This is a genomic window from Rhodococcus sp. YL-1 (assembly GCF_001942025.1).
Lineage (GTDB): Bacteria > Actinomycetota > Actinomycetes > Mycobacteriales > Mycobacteriaceae > Rhodococcus_F > Rhodococcus_F qingshengii.
Genome location: NZ_CP017299.1, coordinates 5289284 through 5310576, shown reverse-complemented (window position 1 = coordinate 5310576; position 21293 = coordinate 5289284). Strand labels below are relative to the sequence as shown.

The following is a 21293-nucleotide window of genomic DNA, read 5'->3' as shown; positions in this document are numbered from 1 at the left end:
ATGAGCAATCGCACCTTCGTCATCGGCGTCGGCATGACCAAGTTCGAGAAGATCGAGACCCGCGACTGGGAATACCCGGACATGGTGACCGAAGCCGTCTCGAATGCCCTGACCGATGCCGGGATCGGCTACGGCCAGATTCAGCGTGCTGCGGTCGGTTACGTGTTCAACGCGTCGACAGCAGGACAGCGAGCTCTCTACGAGACCGGTCTGACCGGCATTCCGATCTTCAACGTCAACAACAACTGCGCGACCGGCTCGACGGCGCTGATGATGGCGCGCGAGTGGGTCCAGGCCGGACAAGCCGAGTGCGCCTTGGCCGTCGGCTTCGAGAAGATGACCAAAACGGCGTTGACCGGTAACGGTGAGATGCCCAAGGTCACGACCTTGGACTCTCAGCTGAAGATCATGGTCGAGGATTACGGGTTCGCCCGATCGCCGATGACAGCTCAGCTGTTCGGTAACGCTGCCGTCGAGCACATGAAGACGTACGGCACCACGGTCGAGCAGATCGCAGCGGTGGCGGTCAAGAATCACAAGCATTCGGTGAACAATCCGTACGCACAGTTCCGTGACGAGTACACCCTCGAACAGGTACTCGGCGACAAGATGATTCACGAGCCGCTGACACGTTCGCAGTGCTCGCCGACCTCGGACGGCGCCGGAGCCGCGATCGTCGTGAGCGAGAAGTTCGTGCGTGAGCACGGCCTCGAAGACCGGGCGATCGAAATCGTCGCACAGGCGTTGACCACTGACACCGAGGCAGCGTTCGCCGAGAAGTCGATGATCGACGTGGTCGGCGCGCCGATGACGGCAGCTGCGGCAGAGCAGGTCTTTGCGCAGGCCGGGATCACCATCGATGACGTCGACGTCATCGAACTGCACGACTGCTTCGCGATCAACGAGATCATCACCTACGAGGGCCTGGGGATGTGCGCGGTCGGAGAAGGCGGAAAGCTCGTCGAATCCGGCGCGACCACGTACGGCGGCCAGTGGGTCGTCAACCCGTCGGGTGGTTTGATCTCGAAGGGACACCCGCTGGGCGCGACGGGCTTGGCGCAGTGCGCCGAACTCACGTGGCAGCTCCGCGGGACCGCGGATGCGCGGCAGGTCGACGGCGCTCGTATTGGCTTGCAACACAACCTCGGACTGGGCGGCGCGTGCGTCGTGACGGTCTACCGAGCCGGAACTTTGGAGAACTGATGGCTATCGATCTCGAGGTGGCGTTGGCCGCCGAACCGACTGTGCGCGAGGCGTCGTGGACCGATCGCGACGTCATGCTCTACCAATTGGGACTCGGGGCAGGGGCGAATGCTCTCGATCCCGCCGAACTGACCTGGGTGTACGAAAAGGGGCTGAAGGTACTCCCGACGTTTGCAATGGTTGCAGGCCAGGGAGTTTCGGCGGGTGTACTGCCCGCACCGTCGATGAGTATGCCGGGAATCGACATCGATCTGCGAAAGATCCTGCACGGTGGGCAGTCGCTGGCACTTCACGCGCCCATCCCGTCGACGGGTGCTGCCCGTATTTCCTCTCGGGTCGCCGATGTCTGGGACAAGGGTAAGGCAGCTGTGATCGTTCTCGAGACGGCGGCCGAGGACCTGGACGGGAATCCGTTATGGACCACCGGAATGCAGATCTGGGCGCGCGGCGAAGGTGGATTCGGCGGCAACGCCGGACCCGAAGTTGTTGCCGGGGTGCCTGATCGAGCGCCCGACAAGGTACTGACGTCGAGCACGAGTCCCTCACAGGCGCTGGTGTACCGACTCAGTGGAGACATGAACCCGCTGCACGCTGATCCCTCCTTCGCGAAGATGGCGGGCTTCGATGCACCGATTCTGCACGGCCTCGCGTCGTACGGCATCGTCTGCAAGGCCGTGGTAGACGGGATTCTCGACGGAGATCCGACGCGGGTGAAGAACTACTCGGTGCGGTTTGCAGGTTCGCTCTTCCCCGGCGAATCCATCACCACCTCGGTATGGCAGGACGGCAACACACTGACGTTGGCGGCGACGTGCCCCGAACGCGAGAACTCCCCGGTTCTCACGCACGCAACAATGGAGATCAACTGATGGACCTCGGTTCGCACCCCACAGCAGCGACACATCCGGGCGGCACGATTCTGACGTCGCCGCCGCAGGACGCCCCGGTCGACCGGGCCACAGCAGCAGCGCGTCGCGTTGTCGACGCGATGCTGCGCACCGACCGCGGAAACGCCAATCTGGACCGGGTTGCGGAGGAGCTCAACAGCATTGCCGAGCACCTCGAGCAGCACTCACCCGAGGTGGCCGAGCGCTTGATCGACATGTGGAACGGTGAGGGCGTGACTCGTCACGACCCCGTGACCGGCCCCGAGAACGCCATTGCGCCGCCGCTCGTACTGGAAGGGCTCGCTGACGGGTCGGTGCAGGGAGTGGTCACGTTGACGCTGCCGTACCAGGGCCCTCCCGGCCATGTGCACGGCGGTGTTTCGGCGCTGCTGCTCGATCACGTTCTCGGCGTCGCGAACGCCTGGGGTGGAACTTCCGGCATGACAGCACAATTGAGCACTCGGTACCATCGCCCGACTCCGCTGTTCGAGCCACTCACGATCAGCGGCAAATTCCTGTCCAAGGACGGCCGCAAGATTCACACCGTCGGTGAGATCAAAACTGCGGACGGCGAATTGTGTGTATCGGTAGAGGGACTGTTCATCGACAAGACCGTGCCGCGCCCCAGGTAGGGGCTTCGCCCCCGTGCGCCTTTTTGGTAGTGGGAACTACCAAAAAGGCGCACAGGGGTTCTGACGAAGGAGGGCCCAGTGGGCAAGCTCGACGGACGTGTAGCAGTGGTCACCGGTGCCGGTATGGGCATCGGGCGCGGAGTGGCGGGCGCGTTCGCGCGTGAAGGCGCGTCGGTGTTGGTTGCCGAGATCGACGAGGCAGCGGGCCTCGAAACCACCCAGTGGTTGCGGGACGAATGGGGCGCGGAGGCGGAATTCGTCCGGACCGACGTCACTGACAAAGCTCAGGTTGTTGCCATGGTCGACAAGTCCGTCGAGCGGTTCGGACGCCTCGACATCCTGGTCAACAATGCTTGGCGGACTTTCGGTTTCGCTCGGCTCGAGAAGATGACCGACGAGCAATTGCGCGGCGGTTTCGACATGGCAGTGATGGCGGCATTCTGGGCGATGCAGGCTGCCCTGCCGGAACTGGAGCGTCACGGCACGGGCCGCGTGATCAACATGTGCAGCCTCAACGGCGTGAATGCTCACATGTACTCGGTGCAGTACAACGCGGCGAAGGAAGCATTGCGAACCCTGACTCGCACTGCTGCCCGCGAGTGGGCTCCCAAGCAGGTGAACTGCAACGTCATCTGTCCCGGTGCGCAGAGTGCGGCGTACAAGCGAGTCGCCGAAGCCAATCCGGAGAACGTGGCAGTGATGGCCGCACAGAACCCGATGGGGCGGATCGGCGATCCCCTCGACGACATCGGCCCCGTTGCGGCCTTCCTGGCAAGTGACGACAGCCGTTACGTCACCGGCAACACCCTCTTCGTCGACGGTGGTGGGCACATCAACGGCGTGCAGTGGGCGCCGACCGTCGACTGATCGACGGCGACGCAGCCGGTGTATCCGGCGTCTATTTGGCCGTGAACCCGGCGTCGACCGGCAACGCGATACCTGTGACGTATCGAGCCTGATCCGAAACCAGCCAGGCTATCGCGTTGCTGACGTCGGCAGCTTCGATCAATTCGACGTTCAAGAGGTTGCCCACGTCGGCTCCGCTCGATGTCGGGGAGTCCGCAAACAGCTTCGCGACCGCGTCGTTGACGACCATCGGTGTATTCGCGCCAGTCGGGTGCACGGAGTTGACACGAATATTGTGGGGAGCAAGCCAGTGCGACCACGTGCGCCCAAGCCCCACGATGGCGTGTTTACTCGCGCAGTAGCCGTCGGATCCGCCGGTGCCGTCACCTCCACGACCGACAAGTCCCAGAGTTGATCCGGTAAGGACTATTGCGCCACCCGTACCTTGTTCGATCATCGCGGGCGCTGCGGCCTGGACGGTATTCCAGACGCCGAATAGATTGACCTCCATCTGGTCGCGGAAGGCGCGAGCATCGTCGATATCCGGGGACATCATGCCGATACCGGCGTTGGCCAGGACGATGTCGACGCTGCCCAGCTCCGCAATTCCTTCGGATACCGCAGTTCGCAGTGCGGACAGATCGCGAACATCCACTTCTCGCGCGACGATACTTCGTCCCAGGTTCTCGACCGCTGCTGTTGTCTGCCGCAAATCGTCGGCGGTTCCCATCGGGTAGGCCACCGATTCGATCTGACGGCAGATGTCGAGCGCAATGATGTTCGCGCCCTCCTGCGCCAATCGCACGGCGTGGCTCCTGCCCTGACCTCGGGCGGCCCCGGTGATCAGTGCGGTTTTGCCTTCCAACTGTCCGGGCATGCGTGCTCCGTCCGTCGTGAATCATGACTACTCGGTCATGAGTACTGACCCGAGGGGACGGCGACATTCGTCGCCGGCGACGTAGTCTGAATTCAGTTACAGCGGGAACTCGCTTCGGAAGAGAAGAGGCTCGGGATGTCCGATTGGGTGAAGAAGGTCGAAGCTGAAGCCAAAGGGCTCCTCGCCGAGGCGGAAGAAGAGCTGACCGTCCTCGAAGGTGTCGACACCATAGATCCGCTTGCCGACGACGATCCGGCACCAGAAGACGGCACCAAGCCGACGTCAGACTGACCCTGCGACCCGTCGGCGCGCCTCGACACCGCTCGGTATCTCAGAACGGTGGCGGGTCGTCCCCGTAGTCGTTGGGTTCTCGGCGGGCTCGCGGTGATTTCCGCCGCTTGTATTGAACGTGCTCCTCTGCTCGTTTCTGTATCCGTCGGCGCTGGCGATTGCGTTCACTCTGGATACGGGCAGCTTTGTTCTCCGCCTGGGTCCGCCGATTTCGACCGCCCTGGGGCGGTGTCGGTTCGTGCGATCCAGCCATCAATCCTGCGGGTCGCGTTCGGTAACAATGCCCGGTCGGCGACGTCAGCGACATGGTTCGATCCTCGTTCGACGTGAACCGCCACCGGTCGGAATGCTTGAGGCGATGATGGTTGCGGCAGAACGCACTCATATTCGACGCGACCGTTTTACCGCCGCATTCGGGGTCGCCGTGATGGAACGGTTCATTGTGGTCCAGATCGGAATTCCAGGCCGGGACATCACAATGCAGCCATTGGCAGCTGCCCGCGATGATCCGTAACCAGGTATCGAGAACGGCGCCCGGTCGGTAGACGCGCGCCGAAGCAGGCACCGGCTCTGCGACGTCATCAGCAGGTGCTCGGACGTTTCGAATTACGGCGCCACGGGCGATATCGCGAGCATGCTCAGCGCTGATCACCCCGTACCCGTCGAGGTGGGCGGGCTCGCCGCCACCGTGCAGAGTGGAATCAGTCATCACGACGTGAACCACGGGCCGACGAACGACAACACCACCGCTACGATCCTGCGGGCAATCAGCTCGGCCACAGTTGCACGGCAAGAATTGTGATCCGTTGGTCAACTCGAAGAGCGCGTCGGCTCGTCGCTGCTCGTACGTTCGAGAGTCGTTTCGGCATACCGACACTGCCAACTCGCGTAGTCGGCCGTCGAATGCCCGAGCCTGCTCTGCCGGAACGCTTCCCAAGATCTTTGCCATCCCGTCCTCGGCAGCGCTGACCCCGACGAAGCGATCGGTGAGAGCACGGCGTCGGCGTTCTCGCATACCTTCCGGGTCCACCATCGCCACGATCCGATCGATCGCCGCTGTCAGTCGTCTTCCCGTCAAGCCCGTTCCGCCTGCTACTGGTGGGGCGAGAACCTGCTCGAGCAGTAGTCGTTCCACCTCGTCGATCAATTCGTCTTTCACGTTCGCGGTCGCGGAATCGATCAAACCAACTCGGTACAGATCCAACTCGCCACGCGCCATCGCCGCTCGAGTGCGATGCAGACGAGTCCTTAACGAGAACCCCAACCCGATCAGCTTGCCGGCAGCCGCGCGACCCATCGTCAGTGACGCACCGACTTCCGACTCCGCCAACTCGTGTGCGGTCGACGACCACGCACCACTGGCGACATGCTCCGAGCTTCGCCGCGAAAAGAACTCGGCAATCACAGCGAGCTTGCGTTCGACCAGCATCGCCTCGCATGCGTGCAGATCGGTCATGAGATCAACCAGCGCACAATCAGTTTCGGTACCGGTCAGCTGTGCTGAGATACCGAAGAGCTCTGTCGTGGGGTTGACCATGCATCGATCTTATTCGAATATGCGTTCGAATGGCGTCGAATTCTTAAATCAGTCGGAATAGTCGGTTTCCTGAATTTCAGTGCATCTCAAGGGTTAGTCGTAATGCTGTCAGCGGATCCGAGGCATCTCGACGCCCACGCGGACCAGGCCCTTCGGGGTTGACGAAGCGGCCCTCGTCCGAGCGAGTCCACTCGCGTACGGCCCATCTCTCCTTGATCGCCCAACGGCCGTCGCGCCGCTCCATGTGGTCGATGAACCGCGCACCACTGGTGAAGTTGATCATTCCGATGTCTTCGGGCCCGCCCCAGTGTGTGGACATCGAATATGCCTCGCTGATCGCGTGGTCGCCGTGCAGTTCGACCAGGTGGTTGCCGATGTGGTGCATCGTGCCGCCGATCGCGGAGAGTTTTGTTGTGGCCCAGGCGATGTACTCGTCGATGGTGCCGTCGAATCCGGTGTGATGGTCGATCGCGTCCGGGTGGTAGGCGCTGCGGACGAGATCGAAGTCGAGGCGATCGATGCCGCGGCAGTACGTCAGAACCACCTCACGAATTGCCTGCTTGTCGATGAGATCCTGCAGTGCCTGGTCCATGTCACGCCTCCTTGATGCTGGTCATCCAGTCGAGTAATTCCGGTAGTTCTTCGGCAGCGCAATCGAATACGGCAGGCCGAAGCACCACGGCAGACGCGCCGCGGTCGGACCAGTCCAGGACCTTGTCAGCGGTTGCCGAGAGGTCGACGGACCGATTGTCGCGCCGAACCGGCGCCGCAGACACTTGCACACGTGCGGTATCCGGCTCGCGGTCGTGGGCTTCGAACGTGTTGCGCAGCAATGTGACACTGTCGGTGAACGTTCCCAGGTCGGTCGGGTTCACGGTCCAACCGTCGGCGACGCGTGCTATGCGGTCGAAGTTCCGCCGGCTTGGTCCGAAACCGAAGAGCACCGGTACGCGATTTTGGATCGGCAGCGGGAGGCTGTGGTAGTTCTCGAAGGCGAAGTCGCGTCCCTTGAAGGTGGCCGGAGCATTGGTCCACAGTTCGCGACACGCTGCGACAGCCTCCTCCATGCGCCCGAATCGCGCGTCGAAAGGCATGTTGGTAGCGGTGTATTCGGCTTCTTGCCAACCGACGCCGAAACCCATGACGGCTCGACCTTCGGACAATGAGTCGAGAGTTGCAACCTGTTTGGCAAGCAGGGCGGCTGGGCGAACAGTGGCGATCAGAACCGATACTCCGAGGCGAGCGCGTTCGGTCACTGCGGCGATCGAGGAAAGAAGTGAAATCGGTTCGTACCAAGGGTGATCCAACGGGAACAAGAAGTTGTGTTCGGCTACCCGCTGAGCGTGTGCTTCGGCATTGAACCCGAGATGATCGCCGGTGCAGATCAGATCGATCCCGGCACGGTCAGCACGCGCGGCGAAGTCCAGAACCGGGCGAATCTTGCCGTCGAACAGGGCCTCGAGGCCCAAGATGTTGACGCCGATTTCCACAGTCGTCGTTCCTCTACAGTGCCCGCTTGGCATGCGCGGACATCTCGCCCATGTTGTCCAGACAGAAGAGTCTCGAGCTGAACTGCCACGACCCGTCGACGCAGGTGAAGCGATCGAAGTAGCGCCCCGCCAGAATAGGTTGCAGGGCAAGATCTTCGGTACCTTGGATGACCGTGACGTACGAGAGTGCCGTCGCTGATTCACCGTCGACTGCGATTCGCGTGTTGGTCAGCAGATGTTTGGTTCGTGGAACCGGCGGATCACCGTACATTCGAATGAAGCCGCTGCAGGCTGCGAACACCGCGTCGGCGTCGGACGAAATGAGCGTGGTGGCAACCCCGTCCGGCCCGCACTGCCCGTAGTCGGACGAGGCGAACAATGCAGCGACTTCACGCAATCGGCCCTGATCGATCAGATGCGTGTACTCGCAGAGCAGGTCACGGATCGCCGACTCGGCGACGATCCGTGACAGCTCCGCGGTCATACGGTGATCTCGCGCCGAACCATCTTGCCGGTTGCATTGCGAGGCAGCAGATCGCTGGTGATGCGCCACTTCGACGGCACCTTGAAATAGGACAGTCGCTCGGCAGCGTAATCACGCAGCTCCGCCTCCGTTGTGGCGGCTCCGGGACGCAGGACAACCACGGCGGACACTTCCTGGCCGAGGTCGGGGTGCGGCATGCCGATGACAGCGCACTCGATCACGTCGGGGTGTTCGTCGAGCGTCTGCTCGATCTCGGTGGGGTAGACGTTCTCGCCGCCACGCAGGATCAGGTCGGAACGACGACCGGTGAGACGGAGACGCCCGTTCTCGATTACGCCGAAATCGCCGGTGCGGAGCCAGCGTCCGGGGGCAATTGCCGACTCGGTCGCCTCGTCGTTCTCCCAGTATCCGAGCATGACGAAGGGGCTGCGTACGCACACTTCACCTTCGATGCCGTCCGGCAGCCATTCGCCGAAGGGATCGCGAATCTCCATCGAGACGGTGATGATCGGACGCCCGAGAGTGCCTGGGAACTCTTCGAGTTCGGCGCCGACGGCGACCGCAATGGCGGTGCTGCATTCGGTGAGGCCGTAGCTGTCGACCAGAGCATTGCGTGCGAACGGCACCTGCTCCTTGAGGCGTTCTTTGAATGCGGGCGACGACGGCGCGGATGCCAGCGAGAATGCAGTCAGCGAAGAGACGTCGTACTTGGCGATGTTGCCGTGCTCGAGTAGCCGCGATGCCATCGTGGGGACAGCACCCCAGTTGGTGACACGCTCGCGTTCGACCAACCCGAGCACCTTGTCGACGTCGAAGCCGCCCTCGGTCAGGATGACGGCACTGCCCGTCGCGAGACGGGGAACCACCAGATTGTGAAGGCTGGCGATGTGGAAGAGCGGGGAGGTGAGTAGATAACGCAGTGGGCTCGGCTTGGAAGCGTCGTACTCACGGCCGGTGAATGCGGCGCCGATCGCGTCGCTGTACTTGTGGTAGTCGACGACGGCCATCACGTTGCGGTGCGAATGGAGTGCGCCCTTGGGGCGGCCGCTGGTACCACTGGTGAACAAGATGACGGCAGGGTCGTCCTCGTCGATGTCGGTGCTCGGCACGTCGGAGCCTGCATATTCCGCGATGAGCGCGGGCAGATCCTCTTCCATGGTGAGGACCGTGATGTCTGCCGGCAGTTCGGGGAGGGCGGCGCCGCGCTTGGCGTCCACGACCAGAACCTTCGGACGTGAGAGCTCGATCCCGTGGGTGACCTCGCGCGGAACCCACCAACCGTTGAGACCGACTGCGATCGCGCCGAGCGCCTGCGTCGCGAAGAACGTCATGACCCATTCGGGAGTGTTGGCAGCGAGGATGCCCACACGGTCGCCCTTGCGGACTCCGTACTTGTCCCGCAGAGCAGTTGCCAGCGCGGCAACGGAATCGGCATGCTCGGTGAACGAGATTCGACGATCGCTGGTGACGAGATAGTCGCCGTCGCCCCAGGCGCGAGATGCCGAGATCAGTTCACCGATGGCGTGACCGCGGTTCTTCATCACAGGCATGACGGTGCCGAGAACCTCTTCTTCGACGATCTCGAATGGCCCACCTGGACCGGTGAGGCGTGAGACCGCCTGGTCCAGAAGCAACTGCGGATCTGCGGGGGCAGTCATGGAATGGCCTTTCGTATTGTGGCGCTTTTCACGTCACAAAATCTCACGAGAAAATCATATCTGTGGCGGCGGTTACCACTGAGCGAGACTGGGACCGTTCCGGCTCTGAGGCGTCGATACGTTCGAGTCGTATCGCAGTTGGAGTAATCGACATTCCGATATCGACTAGGACACAGGACACGATGACGAACACCGCCACCGAAGCATCTTCGAATGCAGCTCTTGCAGCTCCTCAGCGCGAGGACGTCGCGCAGATGTTGATCGACCGTCTCGGTGATCAGCACCTGGGCCTGCGGACGCGGACGCAGGACTGGAGCTGGGACGAGGTGGTGCGCGAGAGCGCAGCGCGCGGCTCCCTGGCGAAGTCGCTTCGCGCGCCCGGACCGTTTCACATCGGAGTACTTCTCGAGAACGATCCGGAGTTCCTGTTCTGGCTCGGCGGCGCGGCCCTGACCGGGGCCACGATCGTCGGCATCAATCCGACCAGGCGTGGAGCTGAACTCGAGGCTGAGGTCCGGTACGTCGACTGCCAGCTGATCGTCACCGACAAAGCAGGCTACGAGAAGCTTGCCGGCCTGGACCTCGGGCTGACCGAAGATCGTTTCGTCCTCGTCGACGACGCGTCGTACCCGGACAAGATTGCAGCACATCACGTCGAGTCGCCTCAGATCGACCTCGGTGTCGACGCGTCGACGCTGTTCTTGCTTCTCTTCACCTCGGGCACCACCGGAATGTCCAAGGCAGTGCGGTGCAGCCAGGGGCGTCTGACGCGGTTGGCCTACGCGAACTGCGCCAAGTACGACATCGACCGCGACGACGTCTGCTACTGCTGCATGCCGCTCTTCCACGGCAACGCGTTGATGGCTCTGTGGGCGCCGGCCCTTTCGCAGGGAGCTACGGTCTGCCTCGTTCGTAAGTTCACGGCCTCGGGATTCATGCCGGACGTTCGGTTCTACGGCGCAACATATTTCACCTACGTCGGTAAGGCCTTGGGGTATCTCATGGCGACGCCGGAACTGCCCGACGACATCGAGAACACCCTCACCCACGGCTTCGGGACCGAGGCGTCGCCGGGGGACAAGGCAGAGTTCATCCGTCGTTTCGGTGCACAACTTTTCGAGGGATACGGTTCGAGTGAAGGTGCCGGTTCAGTAGTGCTCGATCCGAACCAACCTGCCGGAGCACTGGGCCGTCCCGCGAGCGAGAACATCGTCATCGTCGATCCCGATACGCGCGAAGAGCGACCCCGCGCAATTCTCGACGAGCACGGTCACGTGCTGAACCCCGACGAATCCATCGGCGAGATGGTCGACAAGGCCGGATCGAAGAAGTTCGAGGGGTACTACAAGAACGAAGACGCGATCGCCGAGAAGATTCGCCACGGTTGGTACTGGACAGGCGATCTCGGCTACGTCGACGAGGCCGGCTTCATCTATTTCGCGGGACGCAAGGGCGACTGGATCCGCGTCGACGGTGAGAACACCTCGGCTTTGATGATCGAGCACATCCTGCGTCGGCACCCCAAAGTGATTGCCACGGGTGTCTTCGCGGTACCGGATCCGCGTTCGGGTGATCAGGTCATGGCTGCGATCGAGGTCGCCGATCTCGCCGATTTCGATCCGGTCGAGTTCGCCGACTACCTTGCCGCGCAGGCGGATCTGGGTACCAAGGCAGCGCCACGATTTGTTCGCGTTTCGACCGACCTGCCCGTCACGGGCTCCAACAAGGTACTCAAACGTGAACTTCAAGCCGATCGCTGGCGGACCGACGAACCAGTGTTCCACTGGGTGGGCCGAGGCACTCCCGAATACACGTTGATGACCGAAGCTGACGTGGTGAACCTGGAGAAGGAGTTCGAGACGCACGGCCGCACGCGGTTCCTGTGAGTGAAGTTGCGCTGGTGACCGGCGCTTCCCGGGGGATCGGCCGAGAGTGCGCGCTGGCATTCGCGCGCGCCGGATTCGACGTTGCAATCACTGCTCGCACCGTTCGTGAAGGAGAGGGGCGGGCAGCCCCGCGAACGAGGCAAGGCGAGCAAGTGATTCCGGTGCCCGGCAGCCTGGAGACGACGGTTGCCGAGATCGAGTCCTTCGGTGTGCGCGCATTGGCCGTTCCGATGAACCTGCTCGATCTGGCATCCGTCCGCGGCGCCGGTGAACGGGTGCTGGCCGAGTGGGGACGTGTCGACGTGCTGGTGAACAACGCCTATGCGCAGACTGTCGGAAACATGGACCGGGTGCTCGACATCGAGATCGACGACGCTCAGGCGATGGCGATCGGGAATTATCTGCACCAACTCGCTCTGGTCCAGGTGATACTCCCGTCGATGATCAAGAGCGGCAACGGCGTAGTGGTCAATCTGGCATCGGGCTCGGCGACCATGGATCCGCCTGCGCCTCCCGGCGAGGGTGGTTGGGGTCTGTCGTACGCCGCGTCGAAGGCGTCGTTCGGACGTATTGCCGGAGCGATCAACTCCGAGTACCGAGACGCCGGAATCAAAGCGTTCAACCTGAGTCCGGGATTTGTCATCACGGAATCAGGGAAAGCCCGTGGTGGCGCGGACGCAATCGTGGACGCCGGATTTGCGGCCACACCGGCATCCGTACCCGCTGCAGCGGCGGTGTGGCTTGCAACAGATCCCGATGCGGACCGGTACCTCGGTCGCGTCGTGGATGGTCCGAAATTGATGGCGACACTGGAGGAAACGGTATGAAGCTCGGCGTGGTCGTTCCGGTCGAACTGGGTCGAAGCGGAGACCCTGATTGGATTCTGCAATTCGCCCGTGCGGCCGAGTCGCTGGGTTTCGACGAGATCTCGGCAGTGGAGCACTCGGTGGTCATCGCCGACACCGAGAGCGAGTACCCCTATTCTCCGACCGGAAAATCGCATCTTCCCGATGACTGCGACATCCCGGATCCGCTCGAACTGCTTTCGTTCGTGGCGGGTGCCACAACCACTTTGGGCTTGTCCACTGGAGTTCTGGTGCTGCCCAATCACAATCCGGTAGTGCTCGCCAAACGATTGGCGACGCTCGATCGCCTTTCCGGTGGGCGATTGCGCATCTGCCTCGGCCTGGGATGGATGAAGGAAGAGATCGAGGCGTGCGGCGGTGACTTCGAGCGCCGCGGCAAGGTAGCCGATGAGGCCATCGCGGTGATGCGTTCACTCTGGGCGGGCAAGGAAGCGGTCGATTTCGACGGCGATTACTTCTCGTTCAAGGGTGCGTACAGCTGGCCGAAGCCGCACCGCGAATCCGGAGTTCCGCTCTACATCGGTGGACACAGTCTCGCTGCTGCTCGGCGAGCAGGCCGGTTGGGTGACGGTTTCCAGCCGCTGGGACTGGCCGGTGAAGATCTCGACAAGGCTGTAGCGGCGATGAAAGCGGCTGCGGTGAAGGCAGATCGAGATCCTGCCGACGTATCGCTGGTACTCGGTGCGACACTGCCCAGGCTCGACGAAGCGAAACTCGACTGGGCACGCGGGTTGGGAGCCGATCGAATCGTGTTGTCCGCGAGTCGTCGTGGCACGTCGCTGGAACTGATCATCGACGAAATGGCCGAATGCTCGAAGCGGCTGGGGCTGAGTAACTAGGAGTGCGGGCGTGACCGGCAGCCATCGGAGCGGCTGCCGGTCATTGCTGTCGGAACGTCGATCAGTTATTGCTTGGTCAGCAATTTGCTCCGGAGCTTTGCGATCGTGTCGGCGTCAAGTTTCAGCACGTCCTGCGAAAACTTCTCCCACCCACCGAACTGGTCGCGAATCTTGTCGAGTACTGGCTGAATCTGGCTGGGACGCTGCTCCATCAACGGTTTCAGCAGATCGACATCGATTCCTTTCGAAGACAGAAACGTGTAGGTCTGTTCGTTCTTGGCTTTGTTGTAGGTGTTCGACAGGACGAAGTCGTCGACGATGGTCTTGTCAGGAACACCCAGAATGCCGAGAAGTAGAGCTGTCATCAGTCCAGTGCGGTCTTTGCCTGCCGTGCAGTGGTAAGCGACTGCGGACTCGGAATCGGCGATGGTCCGTAGGGCTTGGGAATACCCGGCCATTCCGTCAGGCTTGGACAGTTGGTCGACGGCGCCGGTGTCGCTGATCCGGACGGCTTCACCGCCCCCGAGCACCTGCTCCACGATTGCAGGGTCACCAGATTTCAGGGCACTCGTAATCGCTGTGGCAAGAGCCTGAGTGCCGGCATCCAGGACTGCCGTGTTGACCACTTTCACGTTCGCGGGAACCTTGTCTGCTCCGTCCTTTGCGATCTCGCTGTCACCTCGGAAATCGACAACGGTCCGGATGCCTGCGTTCTCGATCGTTTGTTGATCGTCAGCAGTCAGATCGCTCAAGCGGTCGCCACGAAAAACCAGGCCCCACTTGACTGATCGGCCGTCGGCTGTCTCGTATCCGCCGACATCACGCACGTTGGCTGCGCCCTGCAGCGTCACGTGGCGGGTTGACGCGATGGTGGAAGTGCCGTCCTCGTCTATGACCTCGAAGTACCAGCGTGACAGTGGGTCGAGGCCGTCGACCTCAGTGGAGAAGCCGTCGACCGTGCCAATTTCCTTTCCTTCTGCGGCTGGGTTTTTCGGGTCGGTGGCGGCGAATACACGCACCTTTTCCGAGCCGCCGTGTTCCCAGACCAGTGAGTAGTGTCCGGCGGACGCTGATGTCACGTCGAGGTCGGTCGGCGTTTTCGCCGACTCGGCCTTGCTGCATGCGCCGAGTACGAGCATGAGTCCTGCCGCCGACAGCGCAAGAACTCGAGTTTTGCAAGTAGCCATGGGTCCTCCGAATCCAATTGGAAATCGGAGGCTACGCACCAGTGATCACTGTGTCGTGACCGTGTTGTGCAGAGCGGGAAAACTGCAGGCTGGAGTGCTTGTCGCCGATGATGATCAGGGATGGGCCAGCCCGTTCAGGAGCATCGCGCCGACAAAGATGGCACTGCTTGCGCGGGCGCTGCAGGACGGGTTGATCGCAATCGACGAACTCTGATCGAAGCGCGAGCGATCGGGTGCGTCGATCCGGGAGTCAGTCGAGGGCGGTGGCGTCGGTTGTCGGCGTCTTGGTGCCGGGAGTCGCTTCGATGTCGAGAACGACCTGGCTGTCGGTGGCTTCTTCGGGGAAGACGTACCGACGCATGGCCCACCAGCGGAAGGCCGTCGCCAGCAGGGTCCCGATGATCGATCCGCTGATGAAGTCCGCGAAGTTTTCCATCAACACCGACACCTCGGGTTGACGCAGATGGAACACGTACCGGGAGGTCCAGAGTGGTACCTGGTTGATGGCCAAACCGATACCCGCGACGATGAAGAACAGAGCGGCCTCGTGATGGCGCTGTCGACCACCGCGCTGCGCAAACGACCATTCGCGGTTGAGGACGTAGGACAGAACCGTCGCGATCAGGACCGCAAGGATGTTGGCCGTCACCGGGTGCTGAGGCAGAACCGTCCACTTGATGCCGAAGAACAGCACCGTGGTGACGATGAAGGCGATGCCGCCGACCACCAGGAACTTGAGCATTTCTGCGTGCGGCAGGACGCGCACGAGAACCCGCTCAGGAAGCCTATTGACCATCTTTTCGACAAACGCCATTGTTCGAGGCTAACCCTGAATACGACCGAGGGCACAAATCGTCGATGCCCGTGTCGGCAAGATCATCAGAATCCGTACCCGAGAATTGCGGGCTTCTGCGCGTTGAAAGCGAAGTCGAAATTCAGGATCTCCTGCGGATCGGACGCGTGGAGTCGGTGCGCCGCCGCGAAGGTCTTGGCCTGGTGCTCGCCCAGGTACAAGCTGCTCAGGACATCAGAGGGCATCGTGATCGCAGGCACCGCGTCAGTGGCCGTACAGGTGGCCTTGCCGCCCTTGACCTGAAGTGCGAAGGTTCCGCCGGCCTTCAGGAACGGATCTTCGACCTTGACGACTGTGTCCAGGTCAGCAGCATATTCACGAGCCTCGAGAGCCGCGGGAACGTCCATGATGCGCAGCCACAGTCGATCGGAGCGCGTCGTCGTCCGGGCAAGACGGTAGTCCGTCAGCATCAGCCGGAGAGGATCGGCAGGATGCTGGCGTGTCTCGATCCGGGTGACGAGGTCGAGGCCGCAGATCGTGCGCCACAGCGCCGCGTGCGCATCTTCGGTGATCGTCACGAACTCGTCGATCCGGGCGATGCTGTCGCGGCCCTCGCTCGTGTGCCGGTAAGCGATGTATCCGTCCGCGTGTGTCAGAAAGAACAGTCCGGAGGCGCCGTCACGATCCTCCGACGGGTCGGCGAACATGTGGTCCCAGAGTGGTTGCGGACGGACCTGAGCGCCGGGTGTCTGCAGCCGCCAGCGGTCGTAGATCTCGGGAAGAAGCGTCGAGGCAGCTTTGATGTCGACGATGGACACGCCACCGTTGTCGGGCACCTCGGGGCGGAATCGCGCGAAGCGGCGATCGAGGGTGATGCCTTCGCTGAAGGTGGCCGGGCCGTATCCGAAGCGGTTGTAGATGCCGGCCTCGCTGGCCGTCAGGGCCGCAAGTGGTGCTCCGGTCGACTCGATGTGGGCGTGAAGTGCAGTGAACATCGAGCGTAGGACACCACGTCGACGGTGAGTCGGGGCGACGGATACCCAGGTGATTCCGCGCGTGGGGAGTTGGCGTCCGCCGGGCACGGTGAATTCCATGTCGATTTCGATGGCCACGCCGACGGGTAGGTCACCGTCGACGGCGAGGATGATGTCCTCGGGCTTGTAGAGCGCCTTCGTCAGTTCGCTGACCGCGGGAGACGGGTGAAAACCGAACCCCACCGAGTCGAGTAGTTGGAGAGCCGGCCAGTCGCTCTCGGTAGCGGTGCGGATGGTGATCTTGTTTTCGGGGCTCACGTATATCGACTTTGGCATAGATTGCGTGAAGACGCACATGAATATCGGGGCTGACGTTTCCGCACCGGCTCCCAGGGGTACCGCCCGACGGACCAGTCCTGCGGCACGGAGAAAACCGATACGGAGAAACACTGTGGCGATCACCGACATCAAGGAATATGCCCATCTGACCGAGGAAGACGTCGAGGCACTCGGGCGCGAGCTGGATGCCATTCGGCTCGACATCGAGGAGAAGCGCGGCGCGCACGACGCTCGATACATCCAGCGGACGATCGCGTTTCAGCGCTCTCTGATGGTGGCCGGCCGCATCGTCTTGTTCGCCAGCAAGAAGAAGCCTGCCTGGATTCTGGGGACTGCGCTCCTGGGGGTCGGCAAGATCATCGAGAACATGGAACTCGGCCACAACATCATCCACGGCCAGTGGGACTGGATGAACGATCCCGAGATTCACTCGAGCAACTGGGAGTGGGACAACACCTGCCCGTCCTCGGGATGGAAGCACTCGCACAACTTCACCCATCACAAGTTCACCAACATCGTCGGACTGGACAACGACGTGGGCTACGGAATCATGCGCGTCACGCGCGATCAAAAGTGGCACGCCGACTACCTCTTTCAACCGATCACGAATTTTGTGCTCGCGACCCTCTTCGAGTGGGGAGTGGCACTGCATCACCTCGAAACGGACAAACTCCGCAAGGGTGAGGTGAAGTGGTCCGAGAAATCGGAGATGGCCAAGGACGTCGGTAAGAAGATCGCGCGTCAGGTGGCGAAGGATTACATCCTGTTCCCCGCCCTGACCGGCCCCGCGTGGAAGACCACGTTGACGGCGAACGTCGTTGCGAACCTCATCCGAAACTACTGGAGTTACGCCGTCATCTTCTGCGGGCACTTTCCCGACGGTGCCGAGAAGTTCACGCTCGAGGAATTCGAGAACGAATCGCGCGCTCAGTGGTACCTACGACAGATGCTGGGCTCTGCCAACTTTCATGCCGGTCCCGTCATGGCCTTCATGAGCGGCAACCTCTGCTACCAGATCGAGCATCACTGCTTCCCGGATCTGCCGAGCAATCGGTACTCGGAAATCGCGGTGCCGTTGCGCGACCTGTGTGACAAGTACGACCTCCCGTACACGACCGGGCCGCTGTGGAAGCAGTACGGATTGACTCTGCGCACCATCTGGAAGTTGTCGCTGCCCAACAGGTTTCTCTCGGCTTCCCAGGACGACGCTCCGGAGACGCACTCGGAGTTGAAGTTCCGCATCCGAGGCGGAATCAAGGAAGTGTTCGGCGTCGATCCGCAGACGGGTAAGCGGCGCGGACTGCGAACAGCGATCGCGATGGTCTCGAGCTGATCAGTTACCGCTTGTGCGCCATTGAACGAACCACGAGATCGCCGGTCGACTGGATTGCCTGCACCAGCACGATCAAGATCACGACTGCGACGAACAGCACCGGTGTGTTGAATCGTTGGTAGCCGTACTTGATTGCGAAGTCGCCGAGTCCACCGGCGCCGATGGCACCTGCCATGGCCGAGAAGCCGATCAGCATCACCGCCGTCAGGGTTGCTCCTGCTACCAATCCCGGTACGGATTCGGGCAGTAGCACCTTGGTGATGATGTCTTTGTCGGTGGCGCCCATGGACCGCGCTGCCTCGACGCGTCCGGAATCGACTTCACGCAAGGCGTTCTCGACGACGCGCGCAAAGAAGGGCACCGAACCGATGGTCAGCGGGACGATCGCTGCCGTGGCGCCGAGCGCTGTTCCGACGATCGCCCTCGTTGCCGGGATGAGGAGCACCAACAAGATGACGAACGGCAGCGAACGGCCGATGTTCACCACGGTGCCCAGAACCGAATTGAGGACGCGGTTGGGACGGATTCCGTCGGGGGCGCTCGCGTGCAACAGAACACCGAGAGCGATACCGATGATCACGGTGAGCACGAACGAGACACCGACCATGTAGAGCGTGTCGAGTAGGGCTTCCCATGCTTCGCCCAGGGAATCCTGCCAGGACGTCTTGTTCATGAGAACGTCACCTTCACTCCGCGCTGCGAAAGATGTTCTTCGACAGACTTTCTTGTCTCTTCGTTGCTGACGAGTCCCGTGTGTGAAGCGAACTCCACGCGAAGGCGACCGACCTGATGGGATCCGATGTCCTCGATACCGCCGGAGATCACGGTGACGTCGACGTCGAGATCTCGTGAGAGTTGGGAAATCACGGGTGAGGTGGACAGTGAATCGACAAAGGTGAGGAGCGCCGGAATTCCGGTCGTGGACGTTCGTACCGTTCCGGTCGGCAGTAGCGCCTCTCCGAGGGGTGAGTCCGGGTCTGCGACCAGTTCGGTGAGCGTTCCCTCGTCGACGATGCGGCCCTGATCGATCAGCGCAGCGCGATGGCAGATCCGTCGAACCACGTTGAGTTCGTGGGTGATCAGAACAATGGTCACACCGAGTCGTCGATTGAGATCGGCGAGCAGGTCGAGGATCGAATCGGTTGTGTCCGAGTCGAGGGCGCTCGTGGCCTCGTCGCACAGGAGGACGTCGGGTGAAGCCGCCAAGGCTCTCGCGATGCCGACGCGTTGTTTCTGGCCGCCGGACAGTTGCGAGGGGAAGGCGTCACGTCGGTCTTCCAAGCCCACCAACTCGATCAGCTCGTCGACGCGGGCACGTCGATCTGCCCGCGAGTATCCCGCCACTTCGAGGGGGAAGGCGATGTTGGCGGCGACCGAACGGGAATGCAGCAGGTTGAAATGCTGGAACACGACCCCGATCCGCTTGCGTGTGTCGCGCAGTTGCGCTGGACTCAGCGCGGTCAGATCGGTGTCGCCCAACAGAATTCGGCCACTGGTCGGGCGTTCGAGCAGATTGAGGCAGCGCAGCAAAGTCGACTTGCCGGCGCCGCTCTTGCCGATGATGCCGAAGATTTCGCCGTCTTCGATTTTCAGGGATACGGAATCGAGTGCATGCAGAACTTGTGTGCCGCTGCGGTATTCCTTGGAGACCGATTCGATCGAGAAGACCATGACGGGTCTCGATCAGGTAGCGCTGGCCGGAATGACCGAGCCCTGATAGGTCTGCTCGATGAACGTCGCGACGTCGGCGGACGTCAATGCCTCGGCCAACTTCTGTACTCGCGCATCGTTTTCGAGCGAGGTGCGTACGGTCAGGACATTGGCGTACGGGTTGCCCTCGGCCTTCTCGAGCACCAGGGCGTCCTTGGCCGGGTTGAGGCCACCTTCGATTGCGTAGTTGCCGTTGATGATTGCGAGATCGACATTTCCGTCGTCGAGCGTGCGCGGCAGCTGCGGGGGATCGACCTGGGTGAACGTGAGTCCCTTGGGGTTGTCGATGATGTTCTTCTCGCTGATCTGCGTGATGTCGGTGCCGGGGGCGCCCAACTGCTGATCGAGCTTGATCAAACCGGCCTGCTGCAGCAGGTACAGCCCACGGGCGAAGTTCGTCACGTTGTTGGACAAAGCGACCGTTGCGCCCTGGCGCAGGTCGGCCACGTTGGTGACCTTCTTGGAATATGCACCGAGGGGCTCGACGTGGACCTTCGCCACGGCGACCAAGTCGTCGACACCCTTTTCCTTCGACCACGATTCCTGGTACGGCACGTGCTGGAAGAAGTTGGCGTCGGTGTCTCCGGCTTCGAGCACCTCGTTGGCGTCGAGATCGCCGGTGATCTCGCTGACCTCGATCTTGGTGTCACCGAGCAGGCCCTTTTCTTCGACGAACTTCAGGATCTCGGCGTGCGGAACCGAAGAAGCGACGATGCGAAGAGGTGCGTTCTCGTCGGAGGAGTTGTCGCTCGAGCACGCGGCTACGGTTCCGACTGCGACGGCGGCCACTGCGAAGGCAGCGAGGAATCTTCTGGTGCGCGAGCGTGACATGTGAATCTCCAAGACATAGCCGAACGCACGCCGAGATGGCGTGACAGTTGCTGAACGCTAGCCCGGTAAACCTCCCGTGAGGAGATACAGAATCACCGCGATTTTTTCATGTACCTATTGTCCGAGCAGGATGACCGGAACGTCCTCGGCAAAATCGACTACCAGTTCGCGACGCGAGAACAGCCAGGTGCCGTCGATCTTTTCGAAGCTGTCCTGGTAACGAATCTCGATCCGGTTGTCCCGGTGGCCCTCGCCCCGCGGATAGATGTGGTGAGCGGAGCAGTAAGCCTCACCGTGTGCGGTGGTGGGGCCGTCGAGGTCGAGGATCTGCTGCTCGACGATGTGCCGGGTCGAGTGCAGATGTGAGACGGCATCGACCACCGAACTGCTGACGACGGAGTTCCCACGTATCTCCGTCGGCGCACCCGTTCCGTTCAGTGCCGGCGGCAAGACGAATGCCACGTCGTCAGTGAAGAGAGCCGCAAGTGCAGTGGTGTTTCGGCGGTCGACGGCCTGTGCGTACCTGGCGGCCAAGTCGGTGAGAGCGACGCGATCCGAGGAGTCCATGCGCATATCTCACCCTATGTGACGCCGCTCATGTTTCGGCTTCCCGCTCATCGAGACACTCAC

At 61.9% G+C, this 21293-nt stretch carries 23 protein-coding genes; 10 read left to right on the top strand and 13 right to left on the bottom strand.

Translation table 11 applies throughout. The annotated features are described in order from the left end of the window. The 4 genes from BH682_RS24630 (at nt 1) to BH682_RS24615 (ending at nt 3589) form a co-directional block, all read left to right on the top strand. On the top strand, nt 1-1203 hold the full coding sequence (locus tag BH682_RS24630) for a lipid-transfer protein (RefSeq protein ID WP_075834410.1): 1203 nt from the start codon (nt 1-3) through the stop codon (nt 1201-1203). After that, nucleotides 1203-2072, top strand: coding sequence for a MaoC/PaaZ C-terminal domain-containing protein (locus BH682_RS24625; protein ID WP_030536989.1), 870 nt, complete (start codon nt 1203-1205; stop codon nt 2070-2072). Before BH682_RS24630 ends, BH682_RS24625 begins: the two co-directional genes overlap by 1 nt. Beyond that, complete coding sequence (locus tag BH682_RS24620; RefSeq protein WP_003940283.1) at nt 2072-2722, top strand: PaaI family thioesterase; 651 nt, start codon at nt 2072-2074, stop codon at nt 2720-2722. Before BH682_RS24625 ends, BH682_RS24620 begins: the two co-directional genes overlap by 1 nt. Nucleotides 2723-2800: 78 nt before the next feature. Continuing rightward, nucleotides 2801-3589 carry an SDR family NAD(P)-dependent oxidoreductase gene (locus tag BH682_RS24615; protein WP_007732675.1) on the top strand — a complete coding sequence of 263 codons (789 nt, stop codon included), beginning with the start codon at nt 2801-2803 and terminating at the stop codon, nt 3587-3589. A gap of 31 nt (nt 3590-3620) precedes the next feature. On the opposite strand, the gene BH682_RS24610 is transcribed toward BH682_RS24615, so the two are convergent. After that, nucleotides 3621-4445 (bottom strand): mycofactocin-coupled SDR family oxidoreductase, encoded by an 825-nt coding sequence (locus BH682_RS24610; protein WP_003940537.1) that lies wholly within the window; start codon nt 4443-4445, stop codon nt 3621-3623. 135 nt (nt 4446-4580) lie between these two features. Here BH682_RS24610 and BH682_RS36440 point away from each other — a divergent pair, with 135 nt between their 5' ends. Continuing rightward, the gene (locus BH682_RS36440) at nt 4581-4736 is read left to right on the top strand and encodes a hypothetical protein (protein WP_003940615.1); all 156 of its coding nucleotides are present in this window, start codon (nt 4581-4583) and stop codon (nt 4734-4736) included. Between the two features lie 40 nt (nt 4737-4776). On the opposite strand, the gene BH682_RS24605 is transcribed toward BH682_RS36440, so the two are convergent. The 5 genes from BH682_RS24605 to BH682_RS24585 form a co-directional block, all read right to left on the bottom strand. Further along, nucleotides 4777-6273 (bottom strand): DUF222 domain-containing protein, encoded by a 1497-nt coding sequence (locus tag BH682_RS24605; protein ID WP_064074284.1) that lies wholly within the window; start codon nt 6271-6273, stop codon nt 4777-4779. Nucleotides 6274-6349: 76 nt separating this feature from the next. Then, nucleotides 6350-6865 carry a nuclear transport factor 2 family protein gene (locus tag BH682_RS24600; protein WP_007732673.1) on the bottom strand — a complete coding sequence of 172 codons (516 nt, stop codon included), beginning with the start codon at nt 6863-6865 and terminating at the stop codon, nt 6350-6352. Between the two features lies 1 nt (nt 6866). Further along, nucleotides 6867-7763: a TIGR03619 family F420-dependent LLM class oxidoreductase gene (locus BH682_RS24595; RefSeq protein ID WP_042924820.1), complete on the bottom strand. Its 897-nt coding sequence runs from the start codon at nt 7761-7763 to the stop codon at nt 6867-6869. A 13-nt stretch (nt 7764-7776) separates the two neighbouring features. Continuing rightward, nucleotides 7777-8247 (bottom strand): nuclear transport factor 2 family protein, encoded by a 471-nt coding sequence (locus BH682_RS24590; protein ID WP_030536992.1) that lies wholly within the window; start codon nt 8245-8247, stop codon nt 7777-7779. After that, complete coding sequence (locus tag BH682_RS24585) at nt 8244-9905, bottom strand: class I adenylate-forming enzyme family protein (RefSeq protein ID WP_007732670.1); 1662 nt, start codon at nt 9903-9905, stop codon at nt 8244-8246. Before BH682_RS24585 ends, BH682_RS24590 begins: the two co-directional genes overlap by 4 nt. Nucleotides 9906-10159: 254 nt before the next feature. Here BH682_RS24585 and BH682_RS24580 point away from each other — a divergent pair, with 254 nt between their 5' ends. Genes BH682_RS24580 through BH682_RS24570 form a run of 3 tightly spaced genes read left to right on the top strand, consistent with a single transcriptional unit; the run spans nt 10160 to nt 13496 of the window. Further along, nucleotides 10160-11791, top strand: coding sequence for an AMP-binding protein (locus tag BH682_RS24580; RefSeq protein ID WP_371684398.1), 1632 nt, complete (start codon nt 10160-10162; stop codon nt 11789-11791). After that, the gene (locus BH682_RS24575) at nt 11788-12618 is read left to right on the top strand and encodes an SDR family NAD(P)-dependent oxidoreductase (protein ID WP_030536994.1); all 831 of its coding nucleotides are present in this window, start codon (nt 11788-11790) and stop codon (nt 12616-12618) included. The genes BH682_RS24580 and BH682_RS24575 overlap by 4 nt, the downstream gene beginning before the upstream one ends. Continuing rightward, the gene (locus BH682_RS24570) at nt 12615-13496 is read left to right on the top strand and encodes an LLM class F420-dependent oxidoreductase (protein WP_058037669.1); all 882 of its coding nucleotides are present in this window, start codon (nt 12615-12617) and stop codon (nt 13494-13496) included. Before BH682_RS24575 ends, BH682_RS24570 begins: the two co-directional genes overlap by 4 nt. Before the next feature lie 65 nt (nt 13497-13561). Here BH682_RS24570 and BH682_RS24565 read toward each other — a convergent pair whose 3' ends face one another. Further along, nucleotides 13562-14683 (bottom strand): tyrosine-protein phosphatase, encoded by a 1122-nt coding sequence (locus BH682_RS24565; protein WP_082239179.1) that lies wholly within the window; start codon nt 14681-14683, stop codon nt 13562-13564. A 55-nt stretch (nt 14684-14738) separates the two neighbouring features. Between BH682_RS24565 and BH682_RS36795 the strand changes: the two genes are divergently transcribed. Further along, entirely contained in the window at nt 14739-14897 is a 159-nt protein-coding gene (locus BH682_RS36795; protein ID WP_223304510.1) for a hypothetical protein, read from the top strand. Nucleotides 14898-14933: 36 nt separating this feature from the next. Here BH682_RS36795 and BH682_RS24560 read toward each other — a convergent pair whose 3' ends face one another. Beyond that, nucleotides 14934-15497, bottom strand: coding sequence for a GtrA family protein (locus BH682_RS24560; protein ID WP_003939753.1), 564 nt, complete (start codon nt 15495-15497; stop codon nt 14934-14936). A 65-nt stretch (nt 15498-15562) separates the two neighbouring features. Then, a complete protein-coding gene (locus tag BH682_RS24555) occupies nt 15563-16768 on the bottom strand; it encodes an enhanced intracellular survival protein Eis (protein ID WP_030536997.1) in 1206 nt (401 codons plus the stop codon). Between the two features lie 133 nt (nt 16769-16901). Here BH682_RS24555 and BH682_RS24550 point away from each other — a divergent pair, with 133 nt between their 5' ends. Continuing rightward, nucleotides 16902-18122 carry a fatty acid desaturase family protein gene (locus BH682_RS24550; protein ID WP_007732653.1) on the top strand — a complete coding sequence of 407 codons (1221 nt, stop codon included), beginning with the start codon at nt 16902-16904 and terminating at the stop codon, nt 18120-18122. Between the two features lie 4 nt (nt 18123-18126). Here the strand turns inward: BH682_RS24550 and BH682_RS24545 are convergent, their stop codons facing one another. The 4 genes from BH682_RS24545 to BH682_RS24530 all read right to left on the bottom strand — a co-directional run bounded on the left by BH682_RS24545 (nt 18127) and on the right by BH682_RS24530 (nt 21236). Next, nucleotides 18127-18795 (bottom strand): methionine ABC transporter permease, encoded by a 669-nt coding sequence (locus BH682_RS24545; protein WP_007732650.1) that lies wholly within the window; start codon nt 18793-18795, stop codon nt 18127-18129. Then, the gene (locus BH682_RS24540; protein ID WP_007732648.1) at nt 18792-19793 is read right to left on the bottom strand and encodes a methionine ABC transporter ATP-binding protein; all 1002 of its coding nucleotides are present in this window, start codon (nt 19791-19793) and stop codon (nt 18792-18794) included. Before BH682_RS24540 ends, BH682_RS24545 begins: the two co-directional genes overlap by 4 nt. A 12-nt stretch (nt 19794-19805) precedes the next feature. Beyond that, nucleotides 19806-20663, bottom strand: coding sequence for a MetQ/NlpA family ABC transporter substrate-binding protein (locus BH682_RS24535; protein WP_003940478.1), 858 nt, complete (start codon nt 20661-20663; stop codon nt 19806-19808). A 114-nt stretch (nt 20664-20777) separates the two neighbouring features. Next, nucleotides 20778-21236, bottom strand: a complete 459-nt coding sequence (locus BH682_RS24530; protein ID WP_030537000.1) for a nuclear transport factor 2 family protein — start codon at nt 21234-21236, stop codon at nt 20778-20780. Nucleotides 21237-21293: the final 57 nt, after the last annotated feature.

Excerpts from the sequence above, each read along its gene's own strand:
- BH682_RS24535 (WP_003940478.1), bottom strand. The coding sequence starts at position 20,663 with ATGTCACGCTCGCGCACCAGAAGATTCCTCGCTGCCTTCGCAGTGGCC.
- BH682_RS24540 (WP_007732648.1), bottom strand. The coding sequence starts at position 19,793 with ATGGTCTTCTCGATCGAATCGGTCTCCAAGGAATACCGCAGCGGCACA.
- BH682_RS24585 (WP_007732670.1), bottom strand. The coding sequence starts at position 9,905 with ATGACTGCCCCCGCAGATCCGCAGTTGCTTCTGGACCAGGCGGTCTCA.
- BH682_RS36440 (WP_003940615.1), top strand. The coding sequence starts at position 4,581 with ATGTCCGATTGGGTGAAGAAGGTCGAAGCTGAAGCCAAAGGGCTCCTC.
- BH682_RS24625 (WP_030536989.1), top strand. The coding sequence starts at position 1,203 with ATGGCTATCGATCTCGAGGTGGCGTTGGCCGCCGAACCGACTGTGCGC.
- BH682_RS24570 (WP_058037669.1), top strand. The coding sequence starts at position 12,615 with ATGAAGCTCGGCGTGGTCGTTCCGGTCGAACTGGGTCGAAGCGGAGAC.
- BH682_RS24610 (WP_003940537.1), bottom strand. The coding sequence starts at position 4,445 with ATGCCCGGACAGTTGGAAGGCAAAACCGCACTGATCACCGGGGCCGCC.
- BH682_RS24545 (WP_007732650.1), bottom strand. The coding sequence starts at position 18,795 with ATGAACAAGACGTCCTGGCAGGATTCCCTGGGCGAAGCATGGGAAGCC.
- BH682_RS24530 (WP_030537000.1), bottom strand. The coding sequence starts at position 21,236 with ATGCGCATGGACTCCTCGGATCGCGTCGCTCTCACCGACTTGGCCGCC.
- BH682_RS24605 (WP_064074284.1), bottom strand. The coding sequence starts at position 6,273 with ATGGTCAACCCCACGACAGAGCTCTTCGGTATCTCAGCACAGCTGACC.
- BH682_RS24560 (WP_003939753.1), bottom strand. The coding sequence starts at position 15,497 with ATGGCGTTTGTCGAAAAGATGGTCAATAGGCTTCCTGAGCGGGTTCTC.
- BH682_RS24580 (WP_371684398.1), top strand. The coding sequence starts at position 10,160 with ATGTTGATCGACCGTCTCGGTGATCAGCACCTGGGCCTGCGGACGCGG.
- BH682_RS24565 (WP_082239179.1), bottom strand. The coding sequence starts at position 14,683 with ATGGCTACTTGCAAAACTCGAGTTCTTGCGCTGTCGGCGGCAGGACTC.
- BH682_RS24620 (WP_003940283.1), top strand. The coding sequence starts at position 2,072 with ATGGACCTCGGTTCGCACCCCACAGCAGCGACACATCCGGGCGGCACG.
- BH682_RS24600 (WP_007732673.1), bottom strand. The coding sequence starts at position 6,865 with ATGGACCAGGCACTGCAGGATCTCATCGACAAGCAGGCAATTCGTGAG.
- BH682_RS24630 (WP_075834410.1), top strand. The coding sequence starts at position 1 with ATGAGCAATCGCACCTTCGTCATCGGCGTCGGCATGACCAAGTTCGAG.
- BH682_RS24590 (WP_030536992.1), bottom strand. The coding sequence starts at position 8,247 with ATGACCGCGGAGCTGTCACGGATCGTCGCCGAGTCGGCGATCCGTGAC.